This is a genomic window from Microbacterium sp. NPDC089698 (genome assembly GCF_044749045.1).
In the GTDB taxonomy this organism is placed as follows: Bacteria; Actinomycetota; Actinomycetes; order Actinomycetales; family Microbacteriaceae; genus Microbacterium.
In genome coordinates, this window is sequence record NZ_JBIVHE010000001.1 from 1049265 (window position 1) to 1075118 (window position 25854).

Sequence of the window (25854 nt, forward strand, 5' to 3'; positions counted from 1 at the left end):
CCTGTGTCACGGCTTCAGGAAGTCGCCGAGCTGCCCGCTGAGCGCAGGAGCGAGGGACTTCACGAACGGGAAGCTCAGGTGATTGTTGTCGAGATACACCGACACATGCCCGAGCTCGGTGTAGCACGTGCCGTGCGGGCAGATCCACGGGGTGAAATCGATCAAACCGATCCGATCGGCCAGCGGCGCTGCGGGGTTCGTCTCTGCCAGCGCACCCGAGAGCGGGAAGTCGCAGGGTTCCTTGTTGTAGGCGCATTCGTAGTAGTTGTAGATGCTGCTGCGCGGGTTGTCCCGGACGCCGTACATCGGGATTCCCGCGGCGGTCGCCTCGTCGATCACCTCGTCGATGCCATTGAGGACGCGTTCGTCCGGGCTATCAGGAGCCGCTGCCGTCACGATCGTGAACATCGCATCCGGGTGGATAGCGATCAGCTTGTCCATAGCCGCCCGCTGCCAACCGCCGCAGTATCCGTCGGCTTCCGTGCCCTCCTCATGCTTGTCCAGCGAGCACCAGGGCCGCATCAGCATGACGATGCCCCAGTCCCTTTCGCTGGCGACCGGCTGGAGCGCACCGGCGAACTCATTCGCGTGGGAATCGCCGATCACCACGACGAGATGCTTCGCGGTGTCGGCATTCGAGGTCTGGGTGCAACTCTCCTGCACCTCGGGGATATCCGAGGCGAAGCGACCGGAGCATGCCTCATCGAGCTCGGCCCAGCGGCCGGCGTCGTCGCCGGGAATGGGGATCACCGGGATGCCTTTGCCATCGCGGGCTGTGTCGCCGCCCATCGCCCCCGTGTACTCGTCCGCATAGGCCGCTTGCTCAGCCGCGGCCTTGGAGGTCGTCAGTATCTGCCAAGGAACCAGCACGGAGGCAACCACAACAGCGCACAGGAGCACGACACCTGCGTTGCGCCAGACGGACCCGCGTTGTCCACCGGCAAGACGCAGGGGGCGCTCGACGAACATCGTGACCAGTCGTGCAAGCACCAGGGAGATCGCAATGATGGCGAGCCCGTCCAGGAACGAAGCCTGGGGGCGCTCCCTCACGTTCAGCCAGAGGATGAGGACGGGCCAGTGCACCAGGTACAGCGCATAGGCGTCGCGTCCGAGGAACAGCACGGGACGGGTCGCGAGGAATCGACCAGGGCCGAATTCCCCGAGTTCGGGGTGTTCGCCCTGGGGGCGGGTTCCGGCGACGATCACCAGCGCCGCCGACACGATCGGCCAAAGGGCCAGGTACCCGGGGAATCCGCCACGGACGTCGATGACCATGCCGCACACGACGATGCCGGCCAGTCCGATCCATCCCAGCGCCGCGCGCAGGAAGCGGTTCAGCCGGAGGCGGGGAACGGCGAGCGCCAGCAGGGAACCCGCGGCGAACTCCCAGAGCCGCGCGCGGGTGTCGAAGTAGGCGAAGGTCTGCAGATCCGCCGTCTCCCAGATGGAGAAGGCGAGCGAGCCCACGAAGACCAGTCCGAAGAGCCACGCCATGACCACCGTCGGCGACTTCTTCGTCCACCGCACGATGAGGGCTCCGAGCAGAAACAGCAGGGGCCAGAGCACGAAGACCTGCCCCTGCACCGACAACGACCAGAAGTGCTGCAGCGGCGAGGCCAGGGCCGAGTCGTGGGCGTAGTAGTCCACTCCGTCGGCCGCGAGCACCCAGTTCTGCACATATCCGAGGGATGCCCACCCCTCTTTCCAGAGCTGCGGCCATGCGGTCTGAGGCAGAAGCAGCCAGCACGCACCCAGGGTCGCCGCCAGCACCACGGACGCCGCCGGCATCAGCCTGCGGAACCGGCTCAGCAGGAAGGAACCGACGGCGAGCCGCTTGCCCGCCTCCATCCTGCGCACGAACGACCCCGTGAGGAAGAACGCCGAGATCATCAGGAAGACGTCGACGCCTCCGGACACCCGCCCGATCCATACGTGGTAGACGACGACGAGAAGGATCGCGACGGCGCGGAGCCCGTCGATGTCGCGACGATAGCCTGGCGCCTGCGCACTCGCGGTGGCACGATCTCGTGCCGCCGCTGCCCGGTGGGCCCGTCGGGATTCTGCGTCGACCGTCATGCCAGCTGGTTGTTCCACATCGACAGGGCGGATCCGATGGCCATGTGCATGTCGAGGTACTGGTAGGTGCCGAGGCGCCCGCCGAAGTGCACGCCCTGCTCGTCCTTGCCGAGCTCGCGGTACGCGAGCAGCCCCTCGCGGTCGGTCGACGTGTTCACCGGGTAGTAGGGCTCGTCGCCCCGCTCGGCGAACCGGGAGAACTCCCGCATGATCACGGTCTTGTCGGTCGGATACCGATCGGCCCGCTCGGGGTGGAAGTGCCGGAACTCGTGGATGCGCGTGTACGGCACGTCCGCATCCGGATAGTTCATGACGCTCGTGCCCTGGAAGTCGCCCACGTCGAGGACCTCCTGCTCGAGGTCGATGGTCCGCCAGCCCAGCTCGCCCTCGGCGTAGTCGAAGTAGCGGTCCACCGGACCGGTGTACACGATCGGCAGCTGACCGACGGTCGCCTTCTTGCTCAGCGGCTGCGTCTCGTCGAAGAAGTCCACGTTCAGCTTCACGTCGATGTTCGGGTGATCCGCCATGCGCTCCAGCCACGCGGTGTATCCGTCGGTGGGCAGCCCCTCCCACGTGTCGTTGAAGTAGCGGTTGTCGTAGTTGTAGCGCACCGGCAGCCGGCTGATGATCGATGCAGGGAGCTCCCTGGCGTCGGTCTGCCACTGCTTGGCGGTGTAGTCGCGGATGAACGCCTCGAACAGCGGGCGTCCGATGAGCGCGATCCCGCGCTCCTCGAGGTTCTTCGCCTGGTGCGCGTCGAACTCGCCCGCCTGCCCTGCGATGAGGGCTTTCGCCTCATCGGGTGTGTAGGCGGAGCGGAAGAACTGGTTGATCGTGCCGAGGTTGATCGGCAGCGGATAGACCTCGCCACGGTGCGTCGAATACACCCGGTGCACGTAGTTCGTGAAGGTCGTGAACCGGTTCACGTACTCCCACACGGTCGGATTCGACGTGTGGAACAGGTGCGCCCCGTACCGGTGCACCTCGATACCCGTCGTCGGCTCGTCCTCGCTGTACGCGTTCCCGCCGATGTGATGGCGACGGTCGATGACGGTGACCTTGCGTCCCGCTGCTGCGGCGCGCTCGGCGATGGTGAGGCCGAAGAAACCCGACCCGACGATGAGGAGATCCATCCCCTGCCCTTCTAGACGATGCGGTTCTGCGAGCATCGGGAGCGATCGCAAAACACTCCCAGCCTACGGGTGTTCCCTCAATAGTGTCTGGGCTGCGCCACGGATCCAAGGGGGCGGTATCGCGCTACGGATCGGTTCCCCCGTCATACGGACGATTCCCCCTGCGTACAGGCTGCGCGCGACGCCTCCCGATAGCATTGAGACCCGTTCAGGCCGACTTCCCACCAGGCGGCCGCCGACGAAGGAAGTTTCATGACCCTGGAGATCTTCTGCCCGTTCTGGGGCGATCCCGACCTGCTCTTCGAGACGGTCGATTCGGTCCGCGCCCAGAGGAACGGCGACTGGCGACTCATCGTGATCGATGACTGCTACCCGGATGAGTCCGTCGCGGGGCGTTTCGCCCGGATCGATGACGAGCGCATCACGTATGTGCGGAACGAGAAGAACCTCGGCATCACCGAGAACTACCGCGAGGCCATCCGCCGCGCAAGCACGCCGCACATCGCAATCCTGGGATGCGACGATCTGATGCATCCGAATTACGTCGACGTGGTGCTGCAGGCGATCGCAGACGCCCCTCAAGCGGATGTGATCCAGCCCGGCGTCCTCGTCATCGATGAGCATGGCACGGTCGTTTCTCCCCTGGTCGACCGCGTCAAGCAGGGCCTGCTCGCACCCAAGACGAAAGGCACGACGGCGGTCCTGAGCGGCCAAGAGATGGCGACGTCCCTCATCCGCGGTGATTGGCTGTACTGGCCCTCGCTGGTCTTCCGCACGGAGACGTTGAAGCGAATCGACTTCCGAGAGGGCCTGCCGATCATCCAGGACCTCGCCCTGCTGATGGACATCGCGTTCGACGGCGGCACTCTCGTCTACACGCCTGAAGTCGCGTTCTCGTATCGACGCCACGGCTCCAGCGCCTCGCAGAAGACGCTCATGGATGGGCGGCGCTTCCGGGACGAGCGCACCTACTACCGCACGGCCAGGAGTCTCGCCAAGACCAAGCGCTGGTCGCGCACGGCTCGCGTCGCCGCTGTACGACTGATGTCCCGCCTGCACGCGGTGACCGAGCTGCCGGGGGTCATCCGGCACGGGAACAGGGCTGCGCTAAAATCGACCCTGGCACATATCTTCGCGGGCTGAGGCCTTTGCCGACGCGTCGAACACCGCCGAGCATTGTCTGACCGCCCCGAGGAGAGCAAATCGATGTCGGAACACGTCCTGATCACCGGGGGAGCCGGTTTCATCGGCACCCGTCTCGCCGCGAGGTTCGCGGCTGACGGTCACACCGTCACCGTGCTCGACTCGCTGATCCCGCAGGTGCACGGAGAGGATCCCGCGACGACGTCGCCCCTGCTGCGGTCGCTCGACGGGGTTGCCCGCCTCATCACGGGCACCGTGACGTCGAAAGACGACCTGCGCCGCGCGGTCGTCGATGCGACCATCGTGATCCACCTCGCCGCAGAGACGGGGACGGGTCAGTCGATGTACGAGATCGACCGCTACGTCGACGCCAACGTCGGTGGCACGGCGAAGCTTCTCGACATCCTCACGAACGAGACGAATTCCGTGCGACGGCTGGTCATCGCCTCGTCCCGATCCATTTACGGAGAAGGGGCGTACGAGACCGAGGACGGCCGGCGCGTATATCCCGGCCACCGCGCCGACGAGGACATGTCGGCCGGGGACTTCGACGTCCACGCCCCAGGCGAGGGCGACCTGCGCCTCATCCCCACCGACGAGTCGGCCCTAGTCCATCCCTCCTCGGTGTACGGCATCACCAAACAGATGCAGGAGTCACTCATCATGACCGTCGCGCCGACTATCAACGTCGAGCCCGTGTCCGTGCGGTATCAGAACGTCTACGGTCCCGGTCAGTCGCTCAAGAATCCCTACACAGGGATCCTGTCGATCTTCTCGACCTTGATCCGCCAGGGCAAGGAGATCAACATCTTCGAGGACGGTGAGGAGAGCCGCGACTTCGTCTACATCGACGACGTCGTCGAGGCCACTTTCCTTGCCGCGACCGTGCCCGCTGCCGCCGGGGGCATCTTCAACGTCGGCTCAGGGGTCGCCACCAGCGTCAACGAAGTCGTCGCCGCGCTGTTCGAGGCCTACGGCACCGAGGTTCCCACCCATATCTCCGGCAACTACCGCTTGGGGGACATCCGGCACAACGTGGCCGACACCACGGCGCTGCAGGAGGTGCTCGGTTTCGCCCCGCGCGTCTCGTTCGAGGACGGCGTCAAGCGGTTCGCGGAGTGGGTGCTGACGGAGCCGATCGAGGCGGACGGCTACGAGCGCTCCCTCAGGGAGATGTCGGATCGGAAACTGCTCAAGTGACCATCGCCGCCCTGCGCGGCCGGCCGTTCCCGTACCGTGACAACAGCCTGAACCTGTTCCGGCTCATCCTGGCCGGCCTGGTCCTGATCGCCCACTCGTTCTACACGACCGGCAACGGTGTCGGCCCTCAGCTGCATGGCGAGAACATCGGCGGATGGGCCGTGGCGGGCTTCTTCGTGATCAGCGGATTCCTGATCACCCGATCGCGCCTGCGCAGTAGGGCGGGCGACTACCTCCTTCACCGCATCGTGCGGATCTTCCCTGCATTCCTGGTCTGCCTGGTCGTCACCGCCGTGGTGTTCGCGCCCCTCGCGATCCTGGTCCAGTACGGCACGCTCCGGGGCTACCTCTCCACGCCGGTCACTCCACTTCAATTCGTGTGGAGCAACATCACGCTCTTCATGAACCAGTACGGCATCGGGCGCTCCCTCAGCACGGTGCCGTACCCCTCGGTCTGGAACGGCTCTCTGTGGACTCTCTATTACGAGTTCCTCTGCTACGTCCTGGTCTGGTTGCTCGGCGCGCTCGCCTGGTTCCGCCGCAATGCCCTGCTCGCGGTCATCGCATTCGTGCTCGCGACCACCGCGCACGCACTGGAGCCTCTGGTCGCGCGGATGGGGCTCGACGTGAGCTTCCTCCTCTTCCTGAAGCTCGCCCCGTTCTTCCTCGGCGGCGCCGTAGTCTACTTCGTGATCGACCGATGGGGCGTGAACCGGTGGGTCGGCGCGGGGTCGCTGATCGTCGCGGCCGGATTCGCCGTTGGCGTTCCCGGTTGGGGCGGCCAGGCCGGAGCTCCGTTCATCGCTTACGGCCTCCTGTGGCTGTCGACGGTCGTGCCGCAGCCGGCATGGATCTCGCGCAACGATGTCAGTTACGGCTTCTACATCTATGCCTGGCCCGTGCAGCAGCTGCTGGCGCTCATCGGCTTCGGGGTCAGCGCCGGTGCACTCGGGCTGCTTGCCTACGATCTCGTCGCGATCGTCATCACCTTCGTCCTCGCCTGGCTGAGCTGGGTACTCATCGAACGTCGCGCGATGGCCCGCGTGCGCCGCTCACCGCACTCGCGGTCACCGCTCCCCGCGCTCGACCCCCGATCCTAAGGCTTGCTCCGATGCCCCGCGTCCTCGTCGATCTCCTCTCCTACACCGGCACCAAAGGTGGAATGGAGACATATGCCAGGGAGCTCTACCGCACTCTCGGGACCATGCCCGGCGACTGGGAGTACGTCGGCTTCATCTCGAAAGAGGGCGCGAAGCTAGACCTGTCCTGGTTCCCCGGGAGGATTGTGGAGTCCGGGATCAGCGGCGAGAACAGGTTCGCCTGGGCCTGGGGCGAACTCACGCAGGTGGCGCGCGCGGCGGTGCGCGAACGCGCGGACCTCGTGCACTCCCCCGCGACCCTCGGCCCGCGCCGTACGAAGATGCCCGCTGTCGTCACGATGCATGACATGCTCTATTGGAGCCACCCGGAGCTGATGACCACGCCGCTGTACACCGAGCCGGTGAAGTGGATGGAGAAGCAGACCTCCCGCAATGCCACCCGGATCGCCACGATCAGCCCGACATCGAAGAACGAGCTCGTGAAGTATCTGGGCGTCCCCGCCGACCGCATCGATGTCACGCCTCTCGCCGGTCAATCGCCCGAGAACGTCGACCGTACGCTGGCCGGCACCGAAGGACCACTGATCCTCGCGATGGGGAACCGCCGGCCGCACAAGAATTGGGGGGCCCTGATCCGCGCCGTCGCGCTCTTACCCGAACCTGAGAGACCGCGCATCGTGATCACGGGCGGCCGCGGAGAGGACCCGCTGGCCCCGCTCGTCGACGAGCTCCAAGTCGGACGATGGATCGACCTCCGAGGATGGGTGAACGACGCCGAGATCGCGCACCTCTATTCGACAGCGACCGCGTTGGCGATCCCCTCATTCGCGGAAGGATTCTCGCTCCCGACGATCGAAGCGATGGCTGCCGGGATCCCCGCGCTTCTCAGCGACATCGAGGTGCACCGCTATGTCGGCGGAGACGCCGCACGCTATTTCGACCCGTCGGATGATCAGTCCATCGCAGACCTGCTCGCGCGGATCTCCTCGGATCCGGTGCTCGTCGCCGACATGGTCGCCGCTGGCTTCGAGCAGGCGAAACTGTTCACCTGGCAGCGCACGGCGCGCGAGACGCGTGCCGTCTTCGAAGCCGCACTGCGCGATTTCTCGCGTACCTAGAGAACGCCTCGCACGGAAACCCCCGGGTCGGTCGCAACCGAGTCTCCGTGCCTCAGTCGACGTGGCTCGGCGCGGTGGTCTTCGTGCGCGCGAGGCCTATCGTGTGCACCACAGCCCCCGCCACCGGGGCGAAGACCAGCGCGATCAGGATGCGCGCCAGCGCGTCGCCCGGGATGGACAAGAGGACGACCGTGCCGAGCGCGCTGAGCATCCAGCCCGCGACATACCAGCGATGTCTGCTCGCGGCGAGCAACGCGGGGCCCGTGACGCAGAGCACTCCGGTGAGCCCCGCGCTGGCGACGATCGCGGCGAAGACCGTCCCGGGGAGAGGATCGAATCCGGGGTAGATGGCGTGCAGGATGAGCGGTCCCAACCACGCGGAGAGCGCGGACAGCACGGCGACCGCGACAAGCAGGGCACCGATCCAGCGCAGGACGACCGCGGCGTGACGCCGACTCTCCCTGAAGTGCACGAGCAGATAGCCCTGCAGAGCGACGAGCGGCACGACCAGCGGAGCACGCGTGAGTGAGATGACCAGGACCAGCGAAGCAAGCAGGCCCTCCCCGGCATCCGGTGCGAGCACGCGCAGCAGCAGGGGCAGACCGCTGATCAGAGCGCCGGTCGCCAGTGATGCGAGGAGCGTCGCGGAAGTGTTTCGGAACAGCCGGGCCATTCCCACATCGAGCTGAAGATGACGGGAGATCCCCTTGCCACGCCATACCCAGATCAGAAGCACGGCGATAAGGAAGGGCACCGCGACAGCCCACCCCATCAGAGTGGCGCTCCCGCCCAGCAGAACGGCCAGCGCGAGGGTTACCGCCCGGATCACCGAGTCAGAGATGGTCATGCCGCCCACACCTCGCCAGTCCTGAATTCCGTACAGGGCCCCGCTCACTGCCGCGATCAGACTGTATCCGAAGGCGGCGACCGAAATGGCGAGCACCAGCGAGACGGTGTCGGACGGGAAGATCCGAGGCCCGATCACGGTGAAGATCGCGGCGACGGCCACCGCGGCGATGAGCGCGACGGCCACGGCGAACACACGCCACAAGCGATAGCCGCTGCCGTCCGGCCCCGAGCGCGAAGCACGGGTGAGTTCCTGCTGCACCCCTGCGAGACACGACACGATGAGGTAGGTCGCAGACCAGAAGGTCGTGAAAGCGAGGTAGTCGCCCTTTGCCAGCAGAGGCGGGACGACGGCCTGGATGAGGTATCCGATCCCGCCGGCGAGGACGGTCGCGAGCAGGACCGTCCTCAGGCCGCCGACGGGCCGTGCCTGGTCAGTCATCGCCGGACGAGACACCCGGGGACTTGCTTTCGCCGGACTCCAGCGCCTCGATGCGACCGGCAAGGCCGTCGTGGTCGGCGCGCAGGATCGCGAGCTCCTCCGCCGCGCGACGTATCTCATCCTCAGCCTGGGAGAGCTCCCACGACAGGTGGAGCGCAACGCCAAGAAGCAGAAGGATTGCCATGGCGAAAAGCAGGTTCGCCGGCAGGACCACACCGAATGCCGATGTGAGCCCCAAAAGGAGACCAGGGAAGGCCCCCAGGATCAACATCCCTAGGCCGATGATGATCCACAGCGCCGCGTACTTCTCCCGTAGGCGTCGGGTCAGCAGCAACGTCGTGACGATCACGAGCATCGCGAGCGCCAGGACGACTCCGGTGATGGCGATCATGCTGTCTCCTCCGCACGGCGGGGCGGGCGAGGACGTCGCAGCAGCGCGAGTCCCAGGGCGAGTACGGATCGGGCGAGATAGATCGTCGAGCCGATCGGCCCCTGGCTCGGCGTGCCATGCACACGGGGTCGCATTGCGACAGGAACCTGCGTCACCGTAAGACCGGCATGGCACGCGACGACGAGGGAGTCCAGGGTGTCCCCCAGATATTCGGCCGGGTAGTAGCGCACATACTGGTCGATCGCCCGCGAGTTCGCGGCCCGGAATCCGCTCGTGACGTCGGTGAGCCGTGTGTGCGCGACGCGCGAGACGATCCCCGCGAGCACGACCATCGCCCATCGCCGGGGTCCGCGGACCTTGTAGTCCCCTACCTCGCTGAATCGCGCTCCGATCGAGATGTCCGCATCCGCGAGGCCCTCGAGTACTCGCTCGATGTCTGCAGGATTATGCTGTCCGTCGGCATCGACCTGGATCGCTCGCCGATAGCCCTTGCGCTGTGCGTACGTGAATCCGGTGCGCATGGCTCCCCCGACACCCAGGTTGAAGGGCAAGGTGAGGACCTTGGCTCCCGCATCCCTGGCGACGCGGGAGGTGGCATCGACCGAGCCGTCGTCGATCACCGCGACGTGATAGTCACGTCCGGTGGCGAGGATCTCGCGCACCGTGTTGCCGACGTTGCGCTCCTCGTTCCAGGCCGGCACGATCACCAGAACGGTGTCAGGAGTCTGCGTCATAGTGTCGCCAGTCTATCGAGGCAGATTCCCCGGGCCGAGCCGAGCGTCAGGGCCGCCACCGTGTTCCGACACCGATCCGGCTCAGCATCCGAGGGAATCGCCGCTGGTAGTGTGTGGGGCGCGTCGAGCGATCCCGACACGCCTCGTGTCGGCGACTGCGCCCGCATCGCACAGGATCACCCCGGAGGAGAAGCAGTCGTGAGCAAGCGCGCATTGGTGACAGGGATTACTGGCCAGGACGGGCATCATCTCGCCGAGCAGCTCCTCAAGAACGGGTACACGGTCTACGGCCTCATCCGCGGTCAGAACAATCCGAAGCGCACGGCGTTCGAGGCCGCCTTCCCCGCAGTCCGTCTGCTCGAGGGAGACCTCACCGATCCCGCCGCACTTGTGCGGGCCGTCGAGGACTCGGACCCGACGGAGCTGTACAACCTCGGAGCCATCAGCCACGTCGGCTATTCGTTCAAGAACCCCTCCCTCACCGCCGATGTCACGGGCAAGGGTGTCCTGAACATCCTGGAGGCGGTGCGCGTCACGGGGCGCGCCGAGACCACGCGCGTCTACCAGGCCTCGACGTCGGAGATGTTCGGCGGCCTCGACTATAACCGCCCCGGCAGCGGCTACGACGAGAACTCCCTGTTCCACCCGCGCAGCCCGTACGGTGTGGCCAAGCTGTACGGTCATTGGATCGCGCGGAACTACCGGGAGAGCTACGGCATGTTCGTCTCCTGCGGCATCCTCTTCAACCATGAGGGAGAGCATCGAGGCCCCGAGTTCGTCACTCGCAAGATCACTCAGGCTGTGGCCCGGATCAAGCTCGGGCTGCAGAACAAGATCGTTCTCGGTGACCTGTATCCGAAGCGCGACTGGGGATATGCCGGCGACTACGTCCGCGGTATGTGGCAGATGCTGCAGCACGACGAACCTGACGACTTCGTGCTCGCGACCGGTGAGACCCATTCGATCGAGGACTTCCTCACTGGCGCATTCGCCGAGGTCGGGATCGACGACTGGCGCCCGTACGTCGTGCAGGACCCGGCCTTCATGCGCCCTGCGGAGGTCGACATCCTGCTTGGCAACCCGGAGAAGGCCGAGCGGGTGCTCGGCTGGCGCCGTGAGACGTCATTCGAGGGGTTGGTCTCCCTTATGGTGAGGAACGACCTCGCGCTCGAGGCCGTCCACGCCCGATGACGACGTTTCAGAAGCGTTCGATCGTCGTCACCGGCGCTTCGGGTTTCGTCGGACGGCACGTCATCGCGGACGCGCTCGATCGCGGCTACGATGTCCACGCGGTGATGCACGCCGACGTGTCGTGGCCCGGACGGGAGCGTCTGACGTCCTGGCACATCGCCGATCTGCGAGAGGACTGGCCTGACGGTCTGACGGCCGATACCGCGATCCATCTTGCGGGGCTCGCCGCCGTCGGTCCCTCCTTTGCGCATCCGCAGCGCTACATCACCGCGAACAGCGCCATGATGACCGCCGTCGGGGAAGCCGCGATCGCCGGCGCGATCCGGGGCCGCGTCGTGGTCGTCAGCACCGGTGGCGTGTACGCCGGAGGCGGTGCCGTGCCGCTCACCGAGGACTCCCCTCTCGCCGCGAGTTCGCCGTACGCGGTCAGCAAGATCCTCGTCGAGCAGCAGGCCGACTACTACCGTCGGCGCGGCGTCGACGCCATCGTCGCAAGGCCCTTCAACCACATCGGTCCTGGTCAGGCGCCGGGATTTCTCGTCCCCGACCTCCGCGCAGCGCTGGATGCGCTTCCCGCCGACGCGCCTCTGGCCGTCGGAAACCTCACCACCAGGCGCGACTACACGGATGTGCGGGATATCGCCCACGCCTATCTCGATCTCATCGACGCCACCACTCTGCGAAACACCACCTACAACGTCAGCACTGGGCGCTCCCTGTCGGGAGCGGAGATCCTCGCGCTCTTGTGCGAAACGATGGGCCGCGACATCCCGTCCCTCGTGGCGGATCCGGATCGGTGGCGTCCCACTGATCTTCCCGAGGTCATCGGCTCCAGCCGACGTCTGCACGACGAGCTGGGATGGTCACCCCGGCGGACACCGCTGACCGCCATTGCCGACTTCGTGAAGGGCCTGGACACCGAGTCCGCCTGACGCTCTCTCCAGCGCCGCTCGCGACTCGACGCGCTGGCTCCGAGTCGTCCCTGCCGTGGCGGCTCCCGCGCGCGTCTGAAGGCAGGGCCTTCAGACGACATCGGTAGCATGGACGCGTGTCCCCATCGCGTTCCCGCTCCCGTTCCGTGCGCCTGGCCGCTGTCATCGCCATCCCGCTTCTCGCGGTGCTGACGCTGTTCTCATGGTCGTTCAGCTCCGCAGTCGGGTCGAGCCCCGACGATGACTTCCATCTCGCCTCCATCTGGTGCGGTCTCGGCGATCGTCCAGGACTCTGCGAGGAACCCGGCGGAACCACCGGGTCGGTGGAGCGAATGGTGCCGGCCCCGGTCGCCCAAGCGATCTGCGCAGCACAGCATGCCGACGTCAGCGGGAGCTGCTGGAACGGGAACGCTCCCGGACTCGCACTCGTCAAGCGCGCGAACGTCGACCATCTGTACCCGCCTGTCTTCTACGGCGCGATGTCCGTCTTTGCGAGCAAGGATGTGGCGGCGTCCGTGATCGCGATGCGCCTCGCGAACTCGGTCATCGCCGTCGGCCTCATCACAGCGGTCTTCCTGTTCCTGCCCCGGCGCCTCCGGCCGGCACTGACCATCTCGGTGCTCGCCGCCTCGGTCCCTCTAGGGTTGTTCGTCTTCGCCTCGACGAATCCGTCGTCCTGGGCCCTCTTGTCCGCCGCAACCGTCTGGGTGTCGTTGTACGGTGCTCTGATCGCTCCGACACGAAGGCAATCGATCGTCCTGACATCGCTCGCCGTGTTGGCCGCCGTGCTCGGCGCGGGCGCGAGGGCGGACGCCGCACTCTTCGCCGTCTTCGGCGCGATGATCGCTCTCTGGCTCGGTCTGCGCCGCGGCCGTGGCCTTCTCGTTCCGCTCGTCGGTGGAGCCGCGATCCTCGTCATCAGCGTTGCCCTGTACTTCTCCGCAACGCAGAGCAGCGCCGCTACAGGAGGACTCGGCGGATACGGCGCCCGCCTCAGCGGCGGGGAGCTCGTCCGGAACGTGCTCGACATCCCGAGTCTGTGGATCGGTATCTTCGGCTACTGGCCGCTCGGATGGTTCGACACCGGCGTCCCCTCCGTCGTGTGGGTGCTCGGCTCCGCCGTCTTCGGCTTCGTGCTGCTCGCCGGCCTTCACGGCGCAACGCGCCGTCGTGTCGTGGCGTCGCTCGCCGCGCTCGCCGCGATGTGGTTCGTGCCGTTCTACATTCTGTGGCAGTCCGGCGCGCATGTCGGCGAAGGGGTGCAGCCCCGCTACATCATGCCGCTGATGATCATCGCCCTCGGCGTGTCCGCGGCGAGCGAGAGGACCGCGACCCTGTGGCGCGGCTGGCCGCTGATCGTCGCCGCTGCGGCTCTGGCACTCACCAATGCGGTTTCCCTGCACATCAACATCCAGCGCTACACCACCGGTCTCGACAAGACGAGCCTGGATCCTGGTTCCCACGCCGAGTGGTGGTGGGGATGGGCGCCGTCTCCGATGGGGGTGTGGCTGATCGGCTCCGTGGCGTTCGCCCTGCTCCTCGCCGGACTCCTCTGGGCCAACCGTCAGTACGGCGACGAAGCGGAGACGGAGGTTGCCGATGCCGGCGCGTCGTCCGCCCCGGCGGCAGACGCCGACTACGAGTCGTCGAAGACAGAGGACCAGGTCTCGGCGCTCGAGAGCGATCGCGCGTCAGCACGGTAGCGCCGCGCCAGCGCGGGCCACTTCCACCACAACTCGAGCACGGCGCGGCCTGCTCCCAGGAGATGCCTCGCCGCTGCGCGCCGATCGCGTCTGAGCAGAAATCCGCTGACTCCGGCAGCACTCTGCAGGAACGCCTCATCGACCAGTCCGAGAGACCACCACTTGCCGTGCTCGCGTCGGAGGACGATCAGCGTGCGCTCCGGAGTCGGCTCCGTCGCGCGCGGCGATCGGCGGAGCTGATGGGACAGGACGCGCAGAAGTCGTCCCGCGGAAGCCGCAGCGCCCCGGGGCGCAACCGGCAGCGACACCGTCTCTGCGACGGACAGCCCGTCACGGTTCTTCAGAGTCTGTCCCTCTTCGGCGAGCACGGACCTGACTCTTCCCGGTGCGCTCCGAAGCCCGGTCACGAGATGCTCGGGCCCTCCGAGCACATCGCGCATGGCGAGCCGCCGCACCGCCGCGGAACCGTACTGCAGGCACAGCACGTGGTTGACATCGAGCGCCAGCACGTCCCGCAGCAACGAACCGCCACGACGATGCGGTGAGTGGATCAGAGCGGCGACGAGCCGATTGCGCAACTGATAGTAGGCCTGCCAGTCGAGCCCGTCATCTTTGGCCGTCCACGGCACGTGCCAGAGCGCCGCACCGGGCAGCGTGATCGTCGCGTGCCCGTTCTCCGCGGCACGCAGTCCGTACTCAGCGTCATCCCACTTGATGAACAGCGGAAGAGACGCCCCTTCCGTCTGGATCACCGAGACCGGGATGAGGCACATCCACCATCCGTTGAAATCGACAGGGCACGGCTCGCTCAGAATCGGCAGACGATCGGGCCCCGCCACGGCGAGGTCGAGACCGGCGAGCTCAGGATGCACCGGCTCCCACCAGAAGCGACGCCGGTCGAGTCTCTCGCCCCAGGAATGAAGCCGGGTCGGTTCCGTGAGCCGCAGCATATGAGCCCCGATCAGCGGCTCGTCCGGCGCGTGTTCGACGCGCGCGAGCATGCGCATGATGGATTCTGGCTCCAGGTTCACGTCATCGTCGAGCAGCAGCACGTGACTAGCGGCGGTGCGGCCGGCTTCCAGCATCCCTCGGCTGAACCCTCCCGACCCGCCGAGGTTGTCCTGCTCGATGACGCGGAGCTCGTCCCCCCACGGCGCGGCCGCCTCCGCGAAGCCGGGGTGGCTGCGGATGCGCTGGGTGCCCTGATCGGCAACGACCACTTGCAGGATCCTGTCCTTGACCGTGGGATCCGATGCCAGGCGGGCGATCAGGGACACACAGTCATCGGCACGGTTGAAGGTCGTGATCGCGATCGAGACGGTCGCGTCGGGTCTGGTCGGCTCCGGAGCCGACCAGCGGGCGTCGTGGAGGACCGCCGACTCCGTCGCTTCGGCCTCGAACCAGATCCATCCGGCGGAGCGCTCATCGAGCGGGAGATCGAACGCCCAATCGCCGGATGCCACCCTGTCGGCGAGTTCCCGCACAGTGCCGCCCGCGTCCGTTCCGAGCACCCGGATTCGCACTGCGCCGTCGATGCGCAGCGAGAGCCGAAGGCGGTCGACAGCGGTCTCGGTCCACGCGACGCGCGGGAACCCCCCGAAGTACGTCCCGAACGACACGCGCGCGTTCGCAGCCAGCCGGAGCGAGGTGCGGCCGAGGATCTCCACCTCGCCCTCCGCTCTCACGTAGAGATCCTGTGTTCCGGGAGGGACGGCGTCGTCGGGCAGCACGATCCGCTGGACCGTGCGCCACGTCGTCTCCGGACGGTCGCTCATCGCATCCGCCGTGCGCGCCACCGGCGACGTGCGGCTTCGGTGATCCGCTGCCCGAGCGACCGCCTCTCGTCCAGCTGCCTCGCGACCTCGTCCTGCACGTAGCGCGCGAGGAACAAAGGGAGGCCGTTCCCATGTCCCGCAACATAGCTGCGCAGCGCCTCATCTCGGATTCGGCCGTCGTAGTACTCGTGCTCGTGCTCGAGAACGAACATGCTGTTCCCGAGGGACCCGATGGCGTGCGGCCGCTGCATCCAGAACGCCAGGACCCGCTCGCCGAGGAAGCCGATCGGATATCGTGCGGCCACGCGCAGGTTGAACTCCCAGTCTTCCGCCGCGTGGACGTCTTCGCGGTAATACCCGACCTCGTCGTGCAGGGCGCGCCTGTAGAGATACGCAATCGGCACGAAGCGGTTGACCTGCAGCAGGCCCGCGTAGGTGATGGCTGTCAGCTCCGGCCAGAACGGCACTCTGCCGGTCTCTTCGAACCCGTCCGCGGTCTGGCGCTCGTAGACGATCTCGGTGCGGGCCACGACTCCGCCGTCCTCCGTGTTCCGATCGAGCCAATCGACGGTCGCGCCGAGGAAGGCGGGATCCCAGAGATCATCGTCGTCGTGCAGCACGACGTACTCCGCGACGACGCCGCGAACACCGGCGTTCGCGGCGGCGGACCGTCCGGCGCTGTGGTGATGGTGTATCGCAGTGATGCGCCCTCGCGCCTCGTCCTGCACGCCCTCGATGACGCGATCGACGGCCGCGACATCGCCGCCATCGTTGACCACGACCGCGCGCCAGTCCGAGAATCGCTGGGACAAGATGTCATCGAGCGCCCGCGCCAGCATGGCCGGCCGATCCTTGGTGCGCACAACGATGCCGACGCGAGCGGACGCTGCGTCGGCCGGTGCGGCCTCGTCCTCGGATCTGTTGCTCACAGGCGCTTCCCTCCTGGCCGACCGACCGTCCGAGGCTATCATCCGCATAGACTTCCACAGTGCTGAGCATGCTTCGGGCGCTGTGGCGCCGGTCCCGGTCCCTACCCGTCACGGGGAGCCTGCTCGCAGCGGCTGACCGGCTCTGGTGGGCGCGGACGATCCGTCGCGCGCACGTGGTCGACCTGGAATTCCTGCGGGCCCGGCATCCGGGTCGTCGGATCGGCGTGCGCAAGGCCGTTCGAGCGTACGTCCGAGGCGGCTACCGCACGGGGCTCGTCCTGAATCCCCTGTTCCTCGAGGGTCTGGTCTCCGCGCAACTGCCGGACTCGGACCGCGTTCCCGCGCTCTATGCCTATCTCGTGTCCGACCCGGAGCGGATCGAGACGACCGTGGCGTGGAGCGCGCCGGACCATGCGCGAAGGTATCCGGACGCCCTCCGTGCTCCTGGAGGACCGCTGGGACATGCGTGGCGGATGCTGGCGGCGGGGGCGTCCCTCTCGATGCGATCGGGCTCGCGGCTCGACCGGAGCGCGGTCCGACTGATCGCGACCGATGTGCTGAGGCGCAGCTCCGCTCCCGAGGCACCTCGCCGGTCCGATTCGTCGGCGGAGGTGCCCGACACCGTCCTGGAGATCGGACTGGGGCCGGGCGATCGCGACGGTCGAATCCTGACCGTCCTCCTCGCGTTCCTCGAGCGCTTCGGCGGGAGTCGAACGCGCGCAGTGCTCGAGGTCGACCTGGCACCCCCGGAGGTCCGCGTCGCGGCCCGGCTGCTGGCCCTCGCCGATGACCGTGTCCAACTCCTGGACGACAGCACAGTGCAGCACGAGGGCGGAACGGTGTTGCTCCGCCGGGAGCCCGGGGCCGACATCGAGGCTCCGGGGCTTGCCGCGCTGCGCGACGCCGCGCAGCTGGGGCCCGTCGAGCCGCTGCTTCTCGCGGACGACGGAACCGTGGCGTCCGCAGGTGTCGTCACGCACGCCGGGCAAGGATTCCCTCTGCTGGCCTCCTTCCCCGCCGAGGACGCGCGCGCGCTCGGCGAGAGCGTGCCATCCGCCGCGTTCCATGCACCGGTGTCCGCTCGACGAGCCGGCGATGCCGCGCCGCCGCGCGTTCTGCTCGGCGTGGACGCGATCATGACGCAACCGGTGCCCCGCCGGCCCCTCCCCCTGCCCGGCCTGATCGACTCCCCTGCCCCTGCGCTCGCACGATCCCTCGCCTTCGGCACGTGGACCGTCCAAGGTCCCTCGATCCTTCGGACCTCGGGCGTCTTCGACCTCCCGGACGGCACGTCAGTGCCTCGGCTGCGCTGGGCGATCAAGACGGCCGCGCCGGCGGGACCGAGAGGCGAGAGCTGGGGGGATACGCATTTCGCCCGCGCCCTCGCCGCCGCGCTCGAGCGGATCGGCCAGTACGCCGCCGTCGATGCGCGTCCAGCGGCTCAGCGCACGACGGCCCGTTTCGACGACGTGACCGTCGTCCTTCGCGGCCCTCACCCCATCGCGCCTCCGCCGACCGGACGGCGGATGCTGTGGATCATCAGCCACCCGGATGAGATCACCTCGGACGAGCTCTCTGGATTCGACCGCGTGTACGCCGCCTCCCGCCCGTGGGCGCGCGACGCGAGCCTGCGCTTCGACCGTCCCGTGGAAGCGCTGCTGCAGTGCACCGACCCGACGCGGTTCCACCCCACGGGCGCGTCCCGGGACGGGTCTCTCGTCTTCGTCGGGACAGCGCGCGGGCTGCACCGGCCGGCGGTCGTCGCCCCGATCTCCGCCGGCATGCCGCTGAAGGTGTACGGCCCCGACTGGCGCGGGTACATCCCGGCGTCACACATCATTGCGACCGGGATCGCCAACGAGGACCTGCCATCCCGCTATGAGACCGCGGGAGTCGTCCTCAACGACCACTGGCCGGCGATGCGGAAGCACGGGTTCATCTCGAACCGGCCGTACGACGTGCTCGCCGCCGGCGGCCGCGTCATCAGCGACGAAGTCGAAGGCATCGCGCAGGAGTTCGAGGGAGCCGTGCCGACGTTCCGGAACGGCGACGATCTCGTGGCGCTGCTGAGCGGCGATCCGGACGCCCTGTTCCCCGGCGGGGAGCAGATGGCGAGGATCGGCGCCCTCGTTCGAGAACGAGACTCCTTCGACGCAAGAGCCAGAACGCTGCTGAACGACGCACTCAGCGAACGCTGACCGCGCCCCCGACGGGTCCGATGGTCTGCGCCGATCCCACGACGGTGAAGCTCGCCCCGCCCTCGAGCGAATGCGCGCTGGGCGTGCTGAAACCCGCGACATTGGCGTTGACGACGTAGTGCCCTGAGCCGAGGCTGGCGTCGCTCACCCGGAGCTGGACCGTGCGATCCCCCTCGATCGGCTCGAGCTGAGCCCCGGCGAGATCGGTGTTGGACGCCAGTGCCATGTGACCGGACCCGGTGTCGATGCTGAAGCCCAGGGCCCATGACTCGACCCGCACGTCCGAATGCACTCTGATCCGCACGTTGAACGGCGTCCCGGCGCTGATCTCCTCGACCTTCTGGCCGGACTCGTCGCAGATCTCGACACCGAGGACCTTCATCGCCTGCATCGAGAGATTGTGCTGTCCCTCGCGTTCCGAGCCCTCCTTGAGGATCTCGCGGAAGCGCTCGACAGCAGTCTCCGGGATGCCGTCGAAGACGACCTTCCCGTGATCCAGCAGCAGCACCCGATCGCAGAGCTCCTCGATCTGGCCGAGCGCATGGCTGACGAAGATGATCGAGCGTCCCTCCCTCTGGAACTCCTCGATCTTGTCCATGCACTTCTTCTGGAAGGCCTCGTCGCCGACGGCCAGCACCTCGTCGACGAGGAGGATGTCGGGGTCGGTGTGGACGGCGACGGCGAACGCGAGCCGGACATACATGCCGGAGGAGTAGAACTTCACCTGCGTGTCGATGAAGTCGCCGATCCCGGAGAACTCGAGGATCTCGGCGAAGCGCGAGTCGGTCTCCTCCCGCGTCAGACCGAGCAGCGAGGCGTTGAGATAGACGTTCTCCCGTCCTGTCAGATCGGGATGGAAACCCGCACCGAGCTCGAGCAGCGCCGCCACACGGCCGCGCTGGCGAACCTCGCCCGAGGTCGGCTGGATGATTCCGCCGATCACCTTGAGCAGCGTGCTCTTGCCGGAACCGTTGTGCCCGATCAAGCCCAGAGTGCTGCCCGCGCGGATCTGCACGGAGACGTCGTTCAAGGCCCAATAGTCCTCGCGGTGCCGACGACCGGCCTTGCCGAGGGTCACGATCCTCTCCTTGAGAGAGGAGTCCTTGCGCACGGTGAAGCGCTTGGAGACATCGGCGACGTCGACCACGACGGGTCGTTCCATCGTCGCCTGCGCGGTGCTCATCATCTCTACCATGCCGTCCTCACAGCTCCTGCGCGAAGTTGCCCTGCAGACGCAGGAAGACTCGATGACTCAGCACCAGAAGCACCAAGCCGATCAACAGCGCCACCAACTGGCGCAGGAGCAGGTCGTCCGGCTGCGGCAGAGTGTCACCGGCGACCCAGAACGCCTTCTGGAAACCGATCACCGCCAGGGTCAGCGGATTGTTCGTGTAGATGTCGAGGATCCACGCGTGGTGGATGATCCCCTTGACCATAGACCACGCGTACACGACGGGCGATGCCCAGAACAGCAGCATGGTCGCGACCTCGACCAGGTACTGGACGTCCCGCAGATAGACGTTGAGCGCCCCCAGCAGCAACGCGAACGCGAGACCGTAGACGATGATCAGCGCCAAGGACGGGATGATGTAGGCGAGCTGCGGGTGGATCGGCGGCTTGCCCGCCACCACCGTCGCGACCAGCAGGACCAGGAGCTGCACCCCGAAGTTGAAGAGCGCCGACCCCGTGGAGGCGAGCGGGAAGAGCTCGCGCGGGACGTAGACCTTCTTCACGAGCCCGGCGTTGGCGAGGATCGATCCGGTGCCGCCGACGGCGATCTCGGTGAACAGCCCCATCGCGGTGAGCCCGGAGAAGATGAAGATCGCGAAATCGGGGATCCCCCTCGCCGCCCCGATGAACTGTCCCAGCACGACGAAGTAGATCAGGAGCTGCACCAGCGGGCGGGCGAGGGACCATAGGAAGCCGAGCGCCGAGTCCTTATAGCGAGACTTCAGGTCGCGCTTGACAAGGAGATCCAGCATCTCTCGATGAGCGAGGATGTCGCGTATCGATCCGACGAAGCCTCGGGGGGTGAACGGACGAAGCCCCCCGACTTCGCGGAGGGGAAGGGCGCTCAAGCGCGTGTAGCGCTCCGAGGCCGATCCGGGTTGGGCCACAGACATAGCGTGCAGTTTACCGATCTGATCGTGGAGGATGCGTGAGACGGACGGCTGTCAGCCGCGCCGCCAGGATGACGGGTGGCGAAGCCGCCACAGGAGTCCCCGCACGCTCTGGGTGCGATGATAAAGGCCCTTCGCGCGATCTCGCAGATGCGGTGCGTGAAGCGTGACGAACATGCGGCCGAGATCTCTCGCCGTCCCGTAGTCCCACTCGCCGAGGCGCCGAAGCAACTGGATCTTGTCCATCGTGGTGCCCGGCATCGTCATCGAGATCTGATCGAGGTTGTAGCTGAGCGCGGAATAGCTCATCGAGAGATATTCGGAGGTCGCGATCGTCCGCGTGTGATAGCCGCGCTCTCCCGCCGCATAGGACGGGACCCGCTCCAGCACGTGAGCCAGTCCCCCGTCCTGATAGGCGTCCGCGCCGCCGAAGTCGTCATACGTCCAGGGATGCTCTACCAGTGTCCGGAGCGCTTCGGGGCGGGCGAAGTACATGGATCCGAAGGGCGCCAGCGGCGATCCCTCATCGAGCGGCACGCGGATTCCGAGCGTGCGGCACCATTCAGCGAAAGCGGGCTTGTTCTCCCACCAACCATGACCGATCGTCGGATGGCCGAGATGCACCGTCGGCGGATAGGCCAGCCCGAGCCCGGGCTCGCGCTGGAAGAGCCCGACGACGTTCGCGACGTACCCGGGCGAACTCAGGAGGTTCCCGAACTGCTGCTCCTTGAAATGGGCGCCCACGGCGGGGGCGTCTTGCGGAGTCTTCTTGGAGTGGATCTTGACCAGCAGGTCGTACCCGCCGCTCAGGATCTCGTCCCGGCAGCCGACGAGGAATGCCCCCTGATCCCGGCCGTTGTTCGACTCCAGGACGCGAACCTGGACGTCGCCACGCAGACTCCTGCCGTCGATCCGACGCCGGATCTCGACGGCGCGGGCCTCTTCAGGAGTTGTGATCAGCAGGTCGTACGCGCCAGGGAGGCAGTCCGCGCGATCGAGCATCTCCTCGATCATCTCCGGATAGAAGACGTGGGCGACCACGAGCGTGCGCAGCGGCGTCGCCGGATCATAGCCGGCTTCCTCCTCCGGCAGCACGGAGAGCAGCGCTGCGCCGGCGTTCATGACGCGCGGAGCCACATTGCGCGCCATGTCGGCGTAGATCAGGTCGACAGGGTAGCCGTACTCCGCCGCAGCATCGAGGGTCCAGCGGCTGACCACGCCCGACTGATCGAGATACGGCGGCCACTGGAAGAAGGCCCGACGCTTGAGAGTAGGACACCCTGCGTCGAGCAGCTGCCGCGCGTACAGCACCGGGTAGTTCTCCGGGGTATCCAGCAGGAGGGGGAACGCGACATCGCCCACGAATCCATGTCCGGTGAAGTGCTCGGTGAACACCCCTTCGTGTTTGACGACCGCATCCGAGTAGGTCACCATTTCGGGCAGCTGCCGCCAGTACTCCTCCCATTCGTCGGAGACGATCATGTCCCGACGTACGGCGACCCAGTAGGACTGGAGGTGGTACGGAAGATAGCCCGTGTGGGTGAACGGGTGCGGCTCCACGCGCGCATGGTCGGTGAGTCCCCAGAAATGCACGGCTCGCTCGTCCATGCGGTCGAAGACATCCGCGAAGGAACGCACCGGTCCGTACCAGGTGTCGTTCGCGATCACGACCTCGTCGTACTCGTGAAGACCCTCGCCCATGTGATCCAAGCCATGCTTGTATCCCCAGATGTCGTATCCGCGGTTCTCCCGCTCGACGACTTCGTCGCTGACCGCGGCGATCCGCTCCCGTCCGCTCGGGGTGAGGGTTCCGTTGACGACGATCAGGATCCGCGACATGTGCGGGCGCAGGGCCGTCAGCGCGTGCAGGACATAGTCCTCGACATCGCCCCGGGGATCGTAGACCACATAGATCAGCAGCCGTCTGCCGTCCGCCGGGAAGGTCTGAGCCACGCGGGGGTATGCCGGGATCAGCTCGCTCGTCGCCGTCATCGGTCGCTCCCGTCGTCCTGGTGCTCGTTGCGGACGGCTGCGAGGACCCGCTTCGCCATCAGCCCGGCATTGCGCGCCGCGCGGTACAACGGCTGAGTGGCGGCCGCGATCCGAGGATGGTTGAGGTTGATGTACATCCGGGTCAGGGCGACCACGCCTCCGTAACCGGTCCACCCGGCACGGCGCAAGAGGTGGATCTGTTCCACCGGATAGCCGCGGATCGTCGTCGACAGCTCGTCGAGCTTGAACTCAAGAGCAGTGTGCGAGATCTGCGCGTGCTCGCGGTTCATCACGGTGCGGCAATGGAAGCCGGCTTCCGCCGCAGCGAGACCGAGCAGCCGCTCCTGGACACGGGTGAGCTCGACCCAGCGCACGCGCCGGCTGCGGTGGTAGTCGCCCACGGTCCAGTTGTGCTCGGCGAAGAGTCGAAGGGCAGACGGCCGACCGATCCACATGCCTCCGTAGGGCGCGAGCGGCGAGACCTCGTCGAACGGGACGGCGATACCGAGTTCGCCCGCGAGGTCCTCAGCTGGTTCGCGATAGGCGCCCCATCCCCGCCCCATCGTCCCGTAGCCGATGTGCACGATGGGCGGGAACACCATGCCAAGGCCGGGTTCACGTCGGAAGAGGTCGAAGATCCGCTGCACGTAGCCGGGGCTGCTCAGCAGGTTCTCCAGCTGATATCGGCGGCCGTACTCCCTGATGTTGAGGGTCTTCCGCCGTGGTTCACGTCCGTGGACACGAACGATGACGTCGTAGCGATCCGACAGCAGGATGTCCCGGCACCCGATGAGCAGTGCGCCCATGTCGCGCCCTCCGGGCACCCAGGTCACACGCACCTCGGCGTTCCGCGCCCACGCCTGCGCACTCGTCCGCAGGCGGCTCTTCAGCTTGGCCGCCTTGCGGCCGTCCGTCGTCGTGATGATGAGATCGAACTCACCGGGGATCTGCCGGAGCCGATCGGCGAGCTCGTCCACGAAGCCGAGGTGCGGCACATGAGCGAGGACGACGACGCGCAGAGGTGCTTCGTCCTCCGACCTGTGCGAGGCTGCCGGCACGGCGTCGGGCAGGATCTCGAGCATGGCGCCCAGCGCGTTGAGCGCGGCCGGAGGCGTCGTACGGACGACGGCGCGCCAGAGGAGTTCCACCGGATACCCGCGCCGGCCCATCTCCGTCACGATCGGTCGCACCAGCACCGCGAATCGATCGAGCAAGGGCGGGAACTGCGCGAACACCGTTCGCAGCAGCACAGGACAGCCGGCATCGAGCAGCGCCCCGGGAGCGAGAATCCCCGGGTTTCCCCGCGGCCCGAGGGTCGCGGGGAAGGCCGCGGAACCGGATACGCCCTGCGCGATCAGTGCCTCGGCGAACGCATCCTCGCTGTCGTCGCGGCTCACCGCCCAGTACTCACGCCAGGCCGGAGAGCTGACGACGTCGGCTCTGACCACCGTCCACGTCCATGGCGTCAGCGCCCGGGGGAAGCCCTCCATGGGAAAGACCTCCGGTGCGCGATCGGTCGTCTCGATCAGCCTCCACACACCCGCATTCGAGGCCGCCATGCGGGCAAGGACTTCATCGAACGATCCGATGGGGCCGAACCATCCGTTGCCGGTGAAGAGGACCTCGTCGTACGACGCGACATCGTCGGCGTCGAGCGCCACCCGGTATGCCGCGGAGCCGGTCGCGATCCCCTCGTGATGAACGATCTCATCGCTCCTCGCCGCGACCGCGGCGAGGTCTTCCGCCGTGAGCGAGGGCTCGACGATCACGATGAGCCGCGCTGCCAGCGGACGCAGTGCGTCGAGCTGATACAGGGTGGCATCGTCAGCGTCGCCCCGCTCCGAATGCAGGGCGAAGAGGATGACGCGGCGCTTCACCGAGGCGGTATCCGCGACGCGCTCCACGAGGGGCGGCCCGCCGATCATGCCTGCTGTGCGGGCAGCTGACGGCCCTGAGCGAGGGCTTTCAGCAGGTAGGCACCATAGCCGCTCTTGACCAAGGGCTCCGCACGCTCGCGCAGCTCGTCGTCAGTGAGGAAGCCCATCCGCCACGCGACCTCTTCCGGGCATCCGATCGAGAGGCCCTGACGCTTCTCCACGGTGCGGATGAAGTCGGTGGCTTCTGCGAGCGAATCGAACGTCCCGGTGTCCAGCCAGGCGGTGCCGCGGGTGAGCAGCTGCACCTGGAGCTTCCCCCGGTCGAGGTATTCGCGGTTGACGTCGGTGATCTCGAGCTCTCCGCGCGGGGAGGGCTTGAGGTTCTTCGCGATCTCGATCACGTCGTTGTCGTAGAAGTAGAGGCCTGGCACGGCGTAGTTGCTCTTCGGCTGGGCGGGCTTCTCCTCGAGCGAGACCACGCGGCCTGCGTCGTCGAACTCGACCACGCCGTAGGCGGTCGCATCGTCGACCCAGTAGCCGAAGACCACACCGCCGTCCAGGTCGGTGTACTTGCGCAGCTGCGTACCCATCCCCTGGCCGTAGAAGATGTTGTCACCGAGCACGAGCGCCGCCGAGTCGGATCCGATGTGCTCCTCGCCGAGGATGAACGCCTGCGCGAGTCCGTCGGGGGACGGCTGGGTCTTGTAGGTGATCGACACCCCGAAGCGGGAGCCGTCGCCGAGCATTCTCTGGAACGCCTCGGCGTCATGAGGCGTCGTGATCAGCAGGATGTCGCGGATGCCCGCCAGGATCAGGGTCGACAGCGGGTAGTAGATCATCGGCTTGTCGTACACCGGGACGAGCTGCTTCGACGTGCCGAGGGTGATCGGGTGCAGCCGGGAGCCGGTGCCACCGGCCAGGATGATTCCACGCATGCACCTATTCTCTCGCATG

General features: G+C 66.9%; 20 protein-coding genes. 8 read left to right on the forward strand and 12 right to left on the reverse strand.

Going from position 1 to position 25854, the window contains the following annotated elements:
- Window positions 1–6: 6 nt before the first annotated feature.
- Together ACIPY5_RS04975 and glf are read right to left on the reverse strand one after the other, a co-directional pair.
- Complete coding sequence (locus tag ACIPY5_RS04975; protein ID WP_400967395.1) at window positions 7–2076, reverse strand: acyltransferase family protein; 2070 nt, start codon at window positions 2074–2076, stop codon at window positions 7–9.
- Window positions 2073–3209 (reverse strand): UDP-galactopyranose mutase, encoded by a 1137-nt coding sequence (glf, locus tag ACIPY5_RS04980; protein WP_309357138.1) that lies wholly within the window; start codon window positions 3207–3209, stop codon window positions 2073–2075. The genes ACIPY5_RS04975 and glf overlap by 4 nt, the downstream gene beginning before the upstream one ends.
- A 252-nt stretch (window positions 3210–3461) precedes the next feature.
- On the opposite strand from glf, the gene ACIPY5_RS04985 reads away from it, so the two are divergent.
- The 4 genes from ACIPY5_RS04985 to ACIPY5_RS05000 all read left to right on the forward strand — a co-directional run bounded on the left by ACIPY5_RS04985 (window position 3462) and on the right by ACIPY5_RS05000 (window position 7770).
- Window positions 3462–4352 (forward strand): glycosyltransferase, encoded by an 891-nt coding sequence (locus tag ACIPY5_RS04985; RefSeq protein ID WP_309357137.1) that lies wholly within the window; start codon window positions 3462–3464, stop codon window positions 4350–4352.
- A 63-nt stretch (window positions 4353–4415) separates the two neighbouring features.
- Window positions 4416–5552, forward strand: a complete 1137-nt coding sequence (locus ACIPY5_RS04990; RefSeq protein WP_400967400.1) for an NAD-dependent epimerase/dehydratase family protein — start codon at window positions 4416–4418, stop codon at window positions 5550–5552.
- Window positions 5549–6652 (forward strand): acyltransferase, encoded by a 1104-nt coding sequence (locus tag ACIPY5_RS04995; protein WP_309357134.1) that lies wholly within the window; start codon window positions 5549–5551, stop codon window positions 6650–6652. The genes ACIPY5_RS04990 and ACIPY5_RS04995 overlap by 4 nt, the downstream gene beginning before the upstream one ends.
- Window positions 6653–6663: 11 nt before the next feature.
- Window positions 6664–7770: a glycosyltransferase family 1 protein gene (locus ACIPY5_RS05000; RefSeq protein WP_309357133.1), complete on the forward strand. Its 1107-nt coding sequence runs from the start codon at window positions 6664–6666 to the stop codon at window positions 7768–7770.
- Window positions 7771–7822: 52 nt separating this feature from the next.
- On the opposite strand, the gene ACIPY5_RS05005 is transcribed toward ACIPY5_RS05000, so the two are convergent.
- The 3 genes from ACIPY5_RS05005 to ACIPY5_RS05015 are packed head-to-tail and all read right to left on the reverse strand — an operon-like array spanning window position 7823 to window position 10183.
- Complete coding sequence (locus ACIPY5_RS05005) at window positions 7823–9058, reverse strand: hypothetical protein (RefSeq protein WP_400967405.1); 1236 nt, start codon at window positions 9056–9058, stop codon at window positions 7823–7825.
- Window positions 9051–9449 (reverse strand): DUF2304 domain-containing protein, encoded by a 399-nt coding sequence (locus ACIPY5_RS05010; protein ID WP_309357130.1) that lies wholly within the window; start codon window positions 9447–9449, stop codon window positions 9051–9053. Before ACIPY5_RS05010 ends, ACIPY5_RS05005 begins: the two co-directional genes overlap by 8 nt.
- The gene (locus tag ACIPY5_RS05015; protein WP_309357129.1) at window positions 9446–10183 is read right to left on the reverse strand and encodes a glycosyltransferase family 2 protein; all 738 of its coding nucleotides are present in this window, start codon (window positions 10181–10183) and stop codon (window positions 9446–9448) included. Before ACIPY5_RS05015 ends, ACIPY5_RS05010 begins: the two co-directional genes overlap by 4 nt.
- 198 nt (window positions 10184–10381) lie before the next feature.
- On the opposite strand from ACIPY5_RS05015, the gene ACIPY5_RS05020 reads away from it, so the two are divergent.
- The 3 genes from ACIPY5_RS05020 to ACIPY5_RS05030 all read left to right on the forward strand — a co-directional run bounded on the left by ACIPY5_RS05020 (window position 10382) and on the right by ACIPY5_RS05030 (window position 14009).
- Window positions 10382–11374, forward strand: coding sequence for a GDP-mannose 4,6-dehydratase (locus tag ACIPY5_RS05020; RefSeq protein ID WP_309357127.1), 993 nt, complete (start codon window positions 10382–10384; stop codon window positions 11372–11374).
- Complete coding sequence (locus tag ACIPY5_RS05025) at window positions 11371–12306, forward strand: NAD-dependent epimerase/dehydratase family protein (RefSeq protein WP_400967410.1); 936 nt, start codon at window positions 11371–11373, stop codon at window positions 12304–12306. Before ACIPY5_RS05020 ends, ACIPY5_RS05025 begins: the two co-directional genes overlap by 4 nt.
- A gap of 116 nt (window positions 12307–12422) precedes the next feature.
- The gene (locus ACIPY5_RS05030) at window positions 12423–14009 is read left to right on the forward strand and encodes a DUF2142 domain-containing protein (RefSeq protein ID WP_400967413.1); all 1587 of its coding nucleotides are present in this window, start codon (window positions 12423–12425) and stop codon (window positions 14007–14009) included.
- Here the strand turns inward: ACIPY5_RS05030 and ACIPY5_RS05035 are convergent.
- Both ACIPY5_RS05035 and ACIPY5_RS05040 read right to left on the reverse strand, forming a co-directional pair.
- The gene (locus tag ACIPY5_RS05035) at window positions 13943–15784 is read right to left on the reverse strand and encodes a glycosyltransferase (protein WP_400967415.1); all 1842 of its coding nucleotides are present in this window, start codon (window positions 15782–15784) and stop codon (window positions 13943–13945) included. The two genes, ACIPY5_RS05030 and ACIPY5_RS05035, sit on opposite strands and share 67 nt — an antisense overlap.
- On the reverse strand, window positions 15781–16713 hold the full coding sequence (locus tag ACIPY5_RS05040) for a glycosyltransferase family 2 protein (RefSeq protein WP_400967418.1): 933 nt from the start codon (window positions 16711–16713) through the stop codon (window positions 15781–15783). Before ACIPY5_RS05040 ends, ACIPY5_RS05035 begins: the two co-directional genes overlap by 4 nt.
- A gap of 59 nt (window positions 16714–16772) precedes the next feature.
- Between ACIPY5_RS05040 and ACIPY5_RS05045 the strand changes: the two genes are divergently transcribed.
- Window positions 16773–18911: a hypothetical protein gene (locus ACIPY5_RS05045; RefSeq protein ID WP_400967421.1), complete on the forward strand. Its 2139-nt coding sequence runs from the start codon at window positions 16773–16775 to the stop codon at window positions 18909–18911.
- On the opposite strand, the gene ACIPY5_RS05050 is transcribed toward ACIPY5_RS05045, so the two are convergent.
- The 5 genes from ACIPY5_RS05050 to rfbA form a co-directional block, all read right to left on the reverse strand.
- Window positions 18898–20094 carry an ABC transporter ATP-binding protein gene (locus ACIPY5_RS05050; RefSeq protein WP_400967423.1) on the reverse strand — a complete coding sequence of 399 codons (1197 nt, stop codon included), beginning with the start codon at window positions 20092–20094 and terminating at the stop codon, window positions 18898–18900. The two genes, ACIPY5_RS05045 and ACIPY5_RS05050, sit on opposite strands and share 14 nt — an antisense overlap.
- Window positions 20095–20113: 19 nt before the next feature.
- Window positions 20114–20893, reverse strand: coding sequence for an ABC transporter permease (locus tag ACIPY5_RS05055; protein ID WP_400967425.1), 780 nt, complete (start codon window positions 20891–20893; stop codon window positions 20114–20116).
- A gap of 192 nt (window positions 20894–21085) precedes the next feature.
- Window positions 21086–23023, reverse strand: a complete 1938-nt coding sequence (locus tag ACIPY5_RS05060; protein WP_400968472.1) for a rhamnan synthesis F family protein — start codon at window positions 23021–23023, stop codon at window positions 21086–21088.
- Window positions 23020–24900, reverse strand: coding sequence for a rhamnan synthesis F family protein (locus ACIPY5_RS05065; RefSeq protein ID WP_400967428.1), 1881 nt, complete (start codon window positions 24898–24900; stop codon window positions 23020–23022). Before ACIPY5_RS05065 ends, ACIPY5_RS05060 begins: the two co-directional genes overlap by 4 nt.
- 44 nt (window positions 24901–24944) lie before the next feature.
- A complete protein-coding gene (gene rfbA, locus ACIPY5_RS05070) occupies window positions 24945–25835 on the reverse strand; it encodes a glucose-1-phosphate thymidylyltransferase RfbA (RefSeq protein ID WP_309357115.1) in 891 nt (296 codons plus the stop codon).
- Window positions 25836–25854 lie beyond the last annotated feature (19 nt).

Coding starts and splice junctions, on each gene's coding strand:
- ACIPY5_RS04975 (WP_400967395.1), bottom strand. CDS start 2,076: ATGACGGTCGACGCAGAATCCCGACGGGCCCACCGGGCAGCGGCGGCA.
- glf (WP_309357138.1), bottom strand. CDS start 3,209: ATGGATCTCCTCATCGTCGGGTCGGGTTTCTTCGGCCTCACCATCGCC.
- ACIPY5_RS04985 (WP_309357137.1), top strand. CDS start 3,462: ATGACCCTGGAGATCTTCTGCCCGTTCTGGGGCGATCCCGACCTGCTC.
- ACIPY5_RS04990 (WP_400967400.1), top strand. CDS start 4,416: ATGTCGGAACACGTCCTGATCACCGGGGGAGCCGGTTTCATCGGCACC.
- ACIPY5_RS05000 (WP_309357133.1), top strand. CDS start 6,664: ATGCCCCGCGTCCTCGTCGATCTCCTCTCCTACACCGGCACCAAAGGT.
- ACIPY5_RS05005 (WP_400967405.1), bottom strand. CDS start 9,058: ATGACTGACCAGGCACGGCCCGTCGGCGGCCTGAGGACGGTCCTGCTC.
- ACIPY5_RS05010 (WP_309357130.1), bottom strand. CDS start 9,449: ATGATCGCCATCACCGGAGTCGTCCTGGCGCTCGCGATGCTCGTGATC.
- ACIPY5_RS05015 (WP_309357129.1), bottom strand. CDS start 10,183: ATGACGCAGACTCCTGACACCGTTCTGGTGATCGTGCCGGCCTGGAAC.
- ACIPY5_RS05025 (WP_400967410.1), top strand. CDS start 11,371: ATGACGACGTTTCAGAAGCGTTCGATCGTCGTCACCGGCGCTTCGGGT.
- ACIPY5_RS05035 (WP_400967415.1), bottom strand. CDS start 15,784: ATGAGCGACCGTCCGGAGACGACGTGGCGCACGGTCCAGCGGATCGTG.
- ACIPY5_RS05050 (WP_400967423.1), bottom strand. CDS start 20,094: ATGAGCACCGCGCAGGCGACGATGGAACGACCCGTCGTGGTCGACGTC.
- ACIPY5_RS05055 (WP_400967425.1), bottom strand. CDS start 20,893: ATGCTGGATCTCCTTGTCAAGCGCGACCTGAAGTCTCGCTATAAGGAC.
- ACIPY5_RS05060 (WP_400968472.1), bottom strand. CDS start 23,023: ATGACGGCGACGAGCGAGCTGATCCCGGCATACCCCCGCGTGGCTCAG.
- rfbA (WP_309357115.1), bottom strand. CDS start 25,835: ATGCGTGGAATCATCCTGGCCGGTGGCACCGGCTCCCGGCTGCACCCG.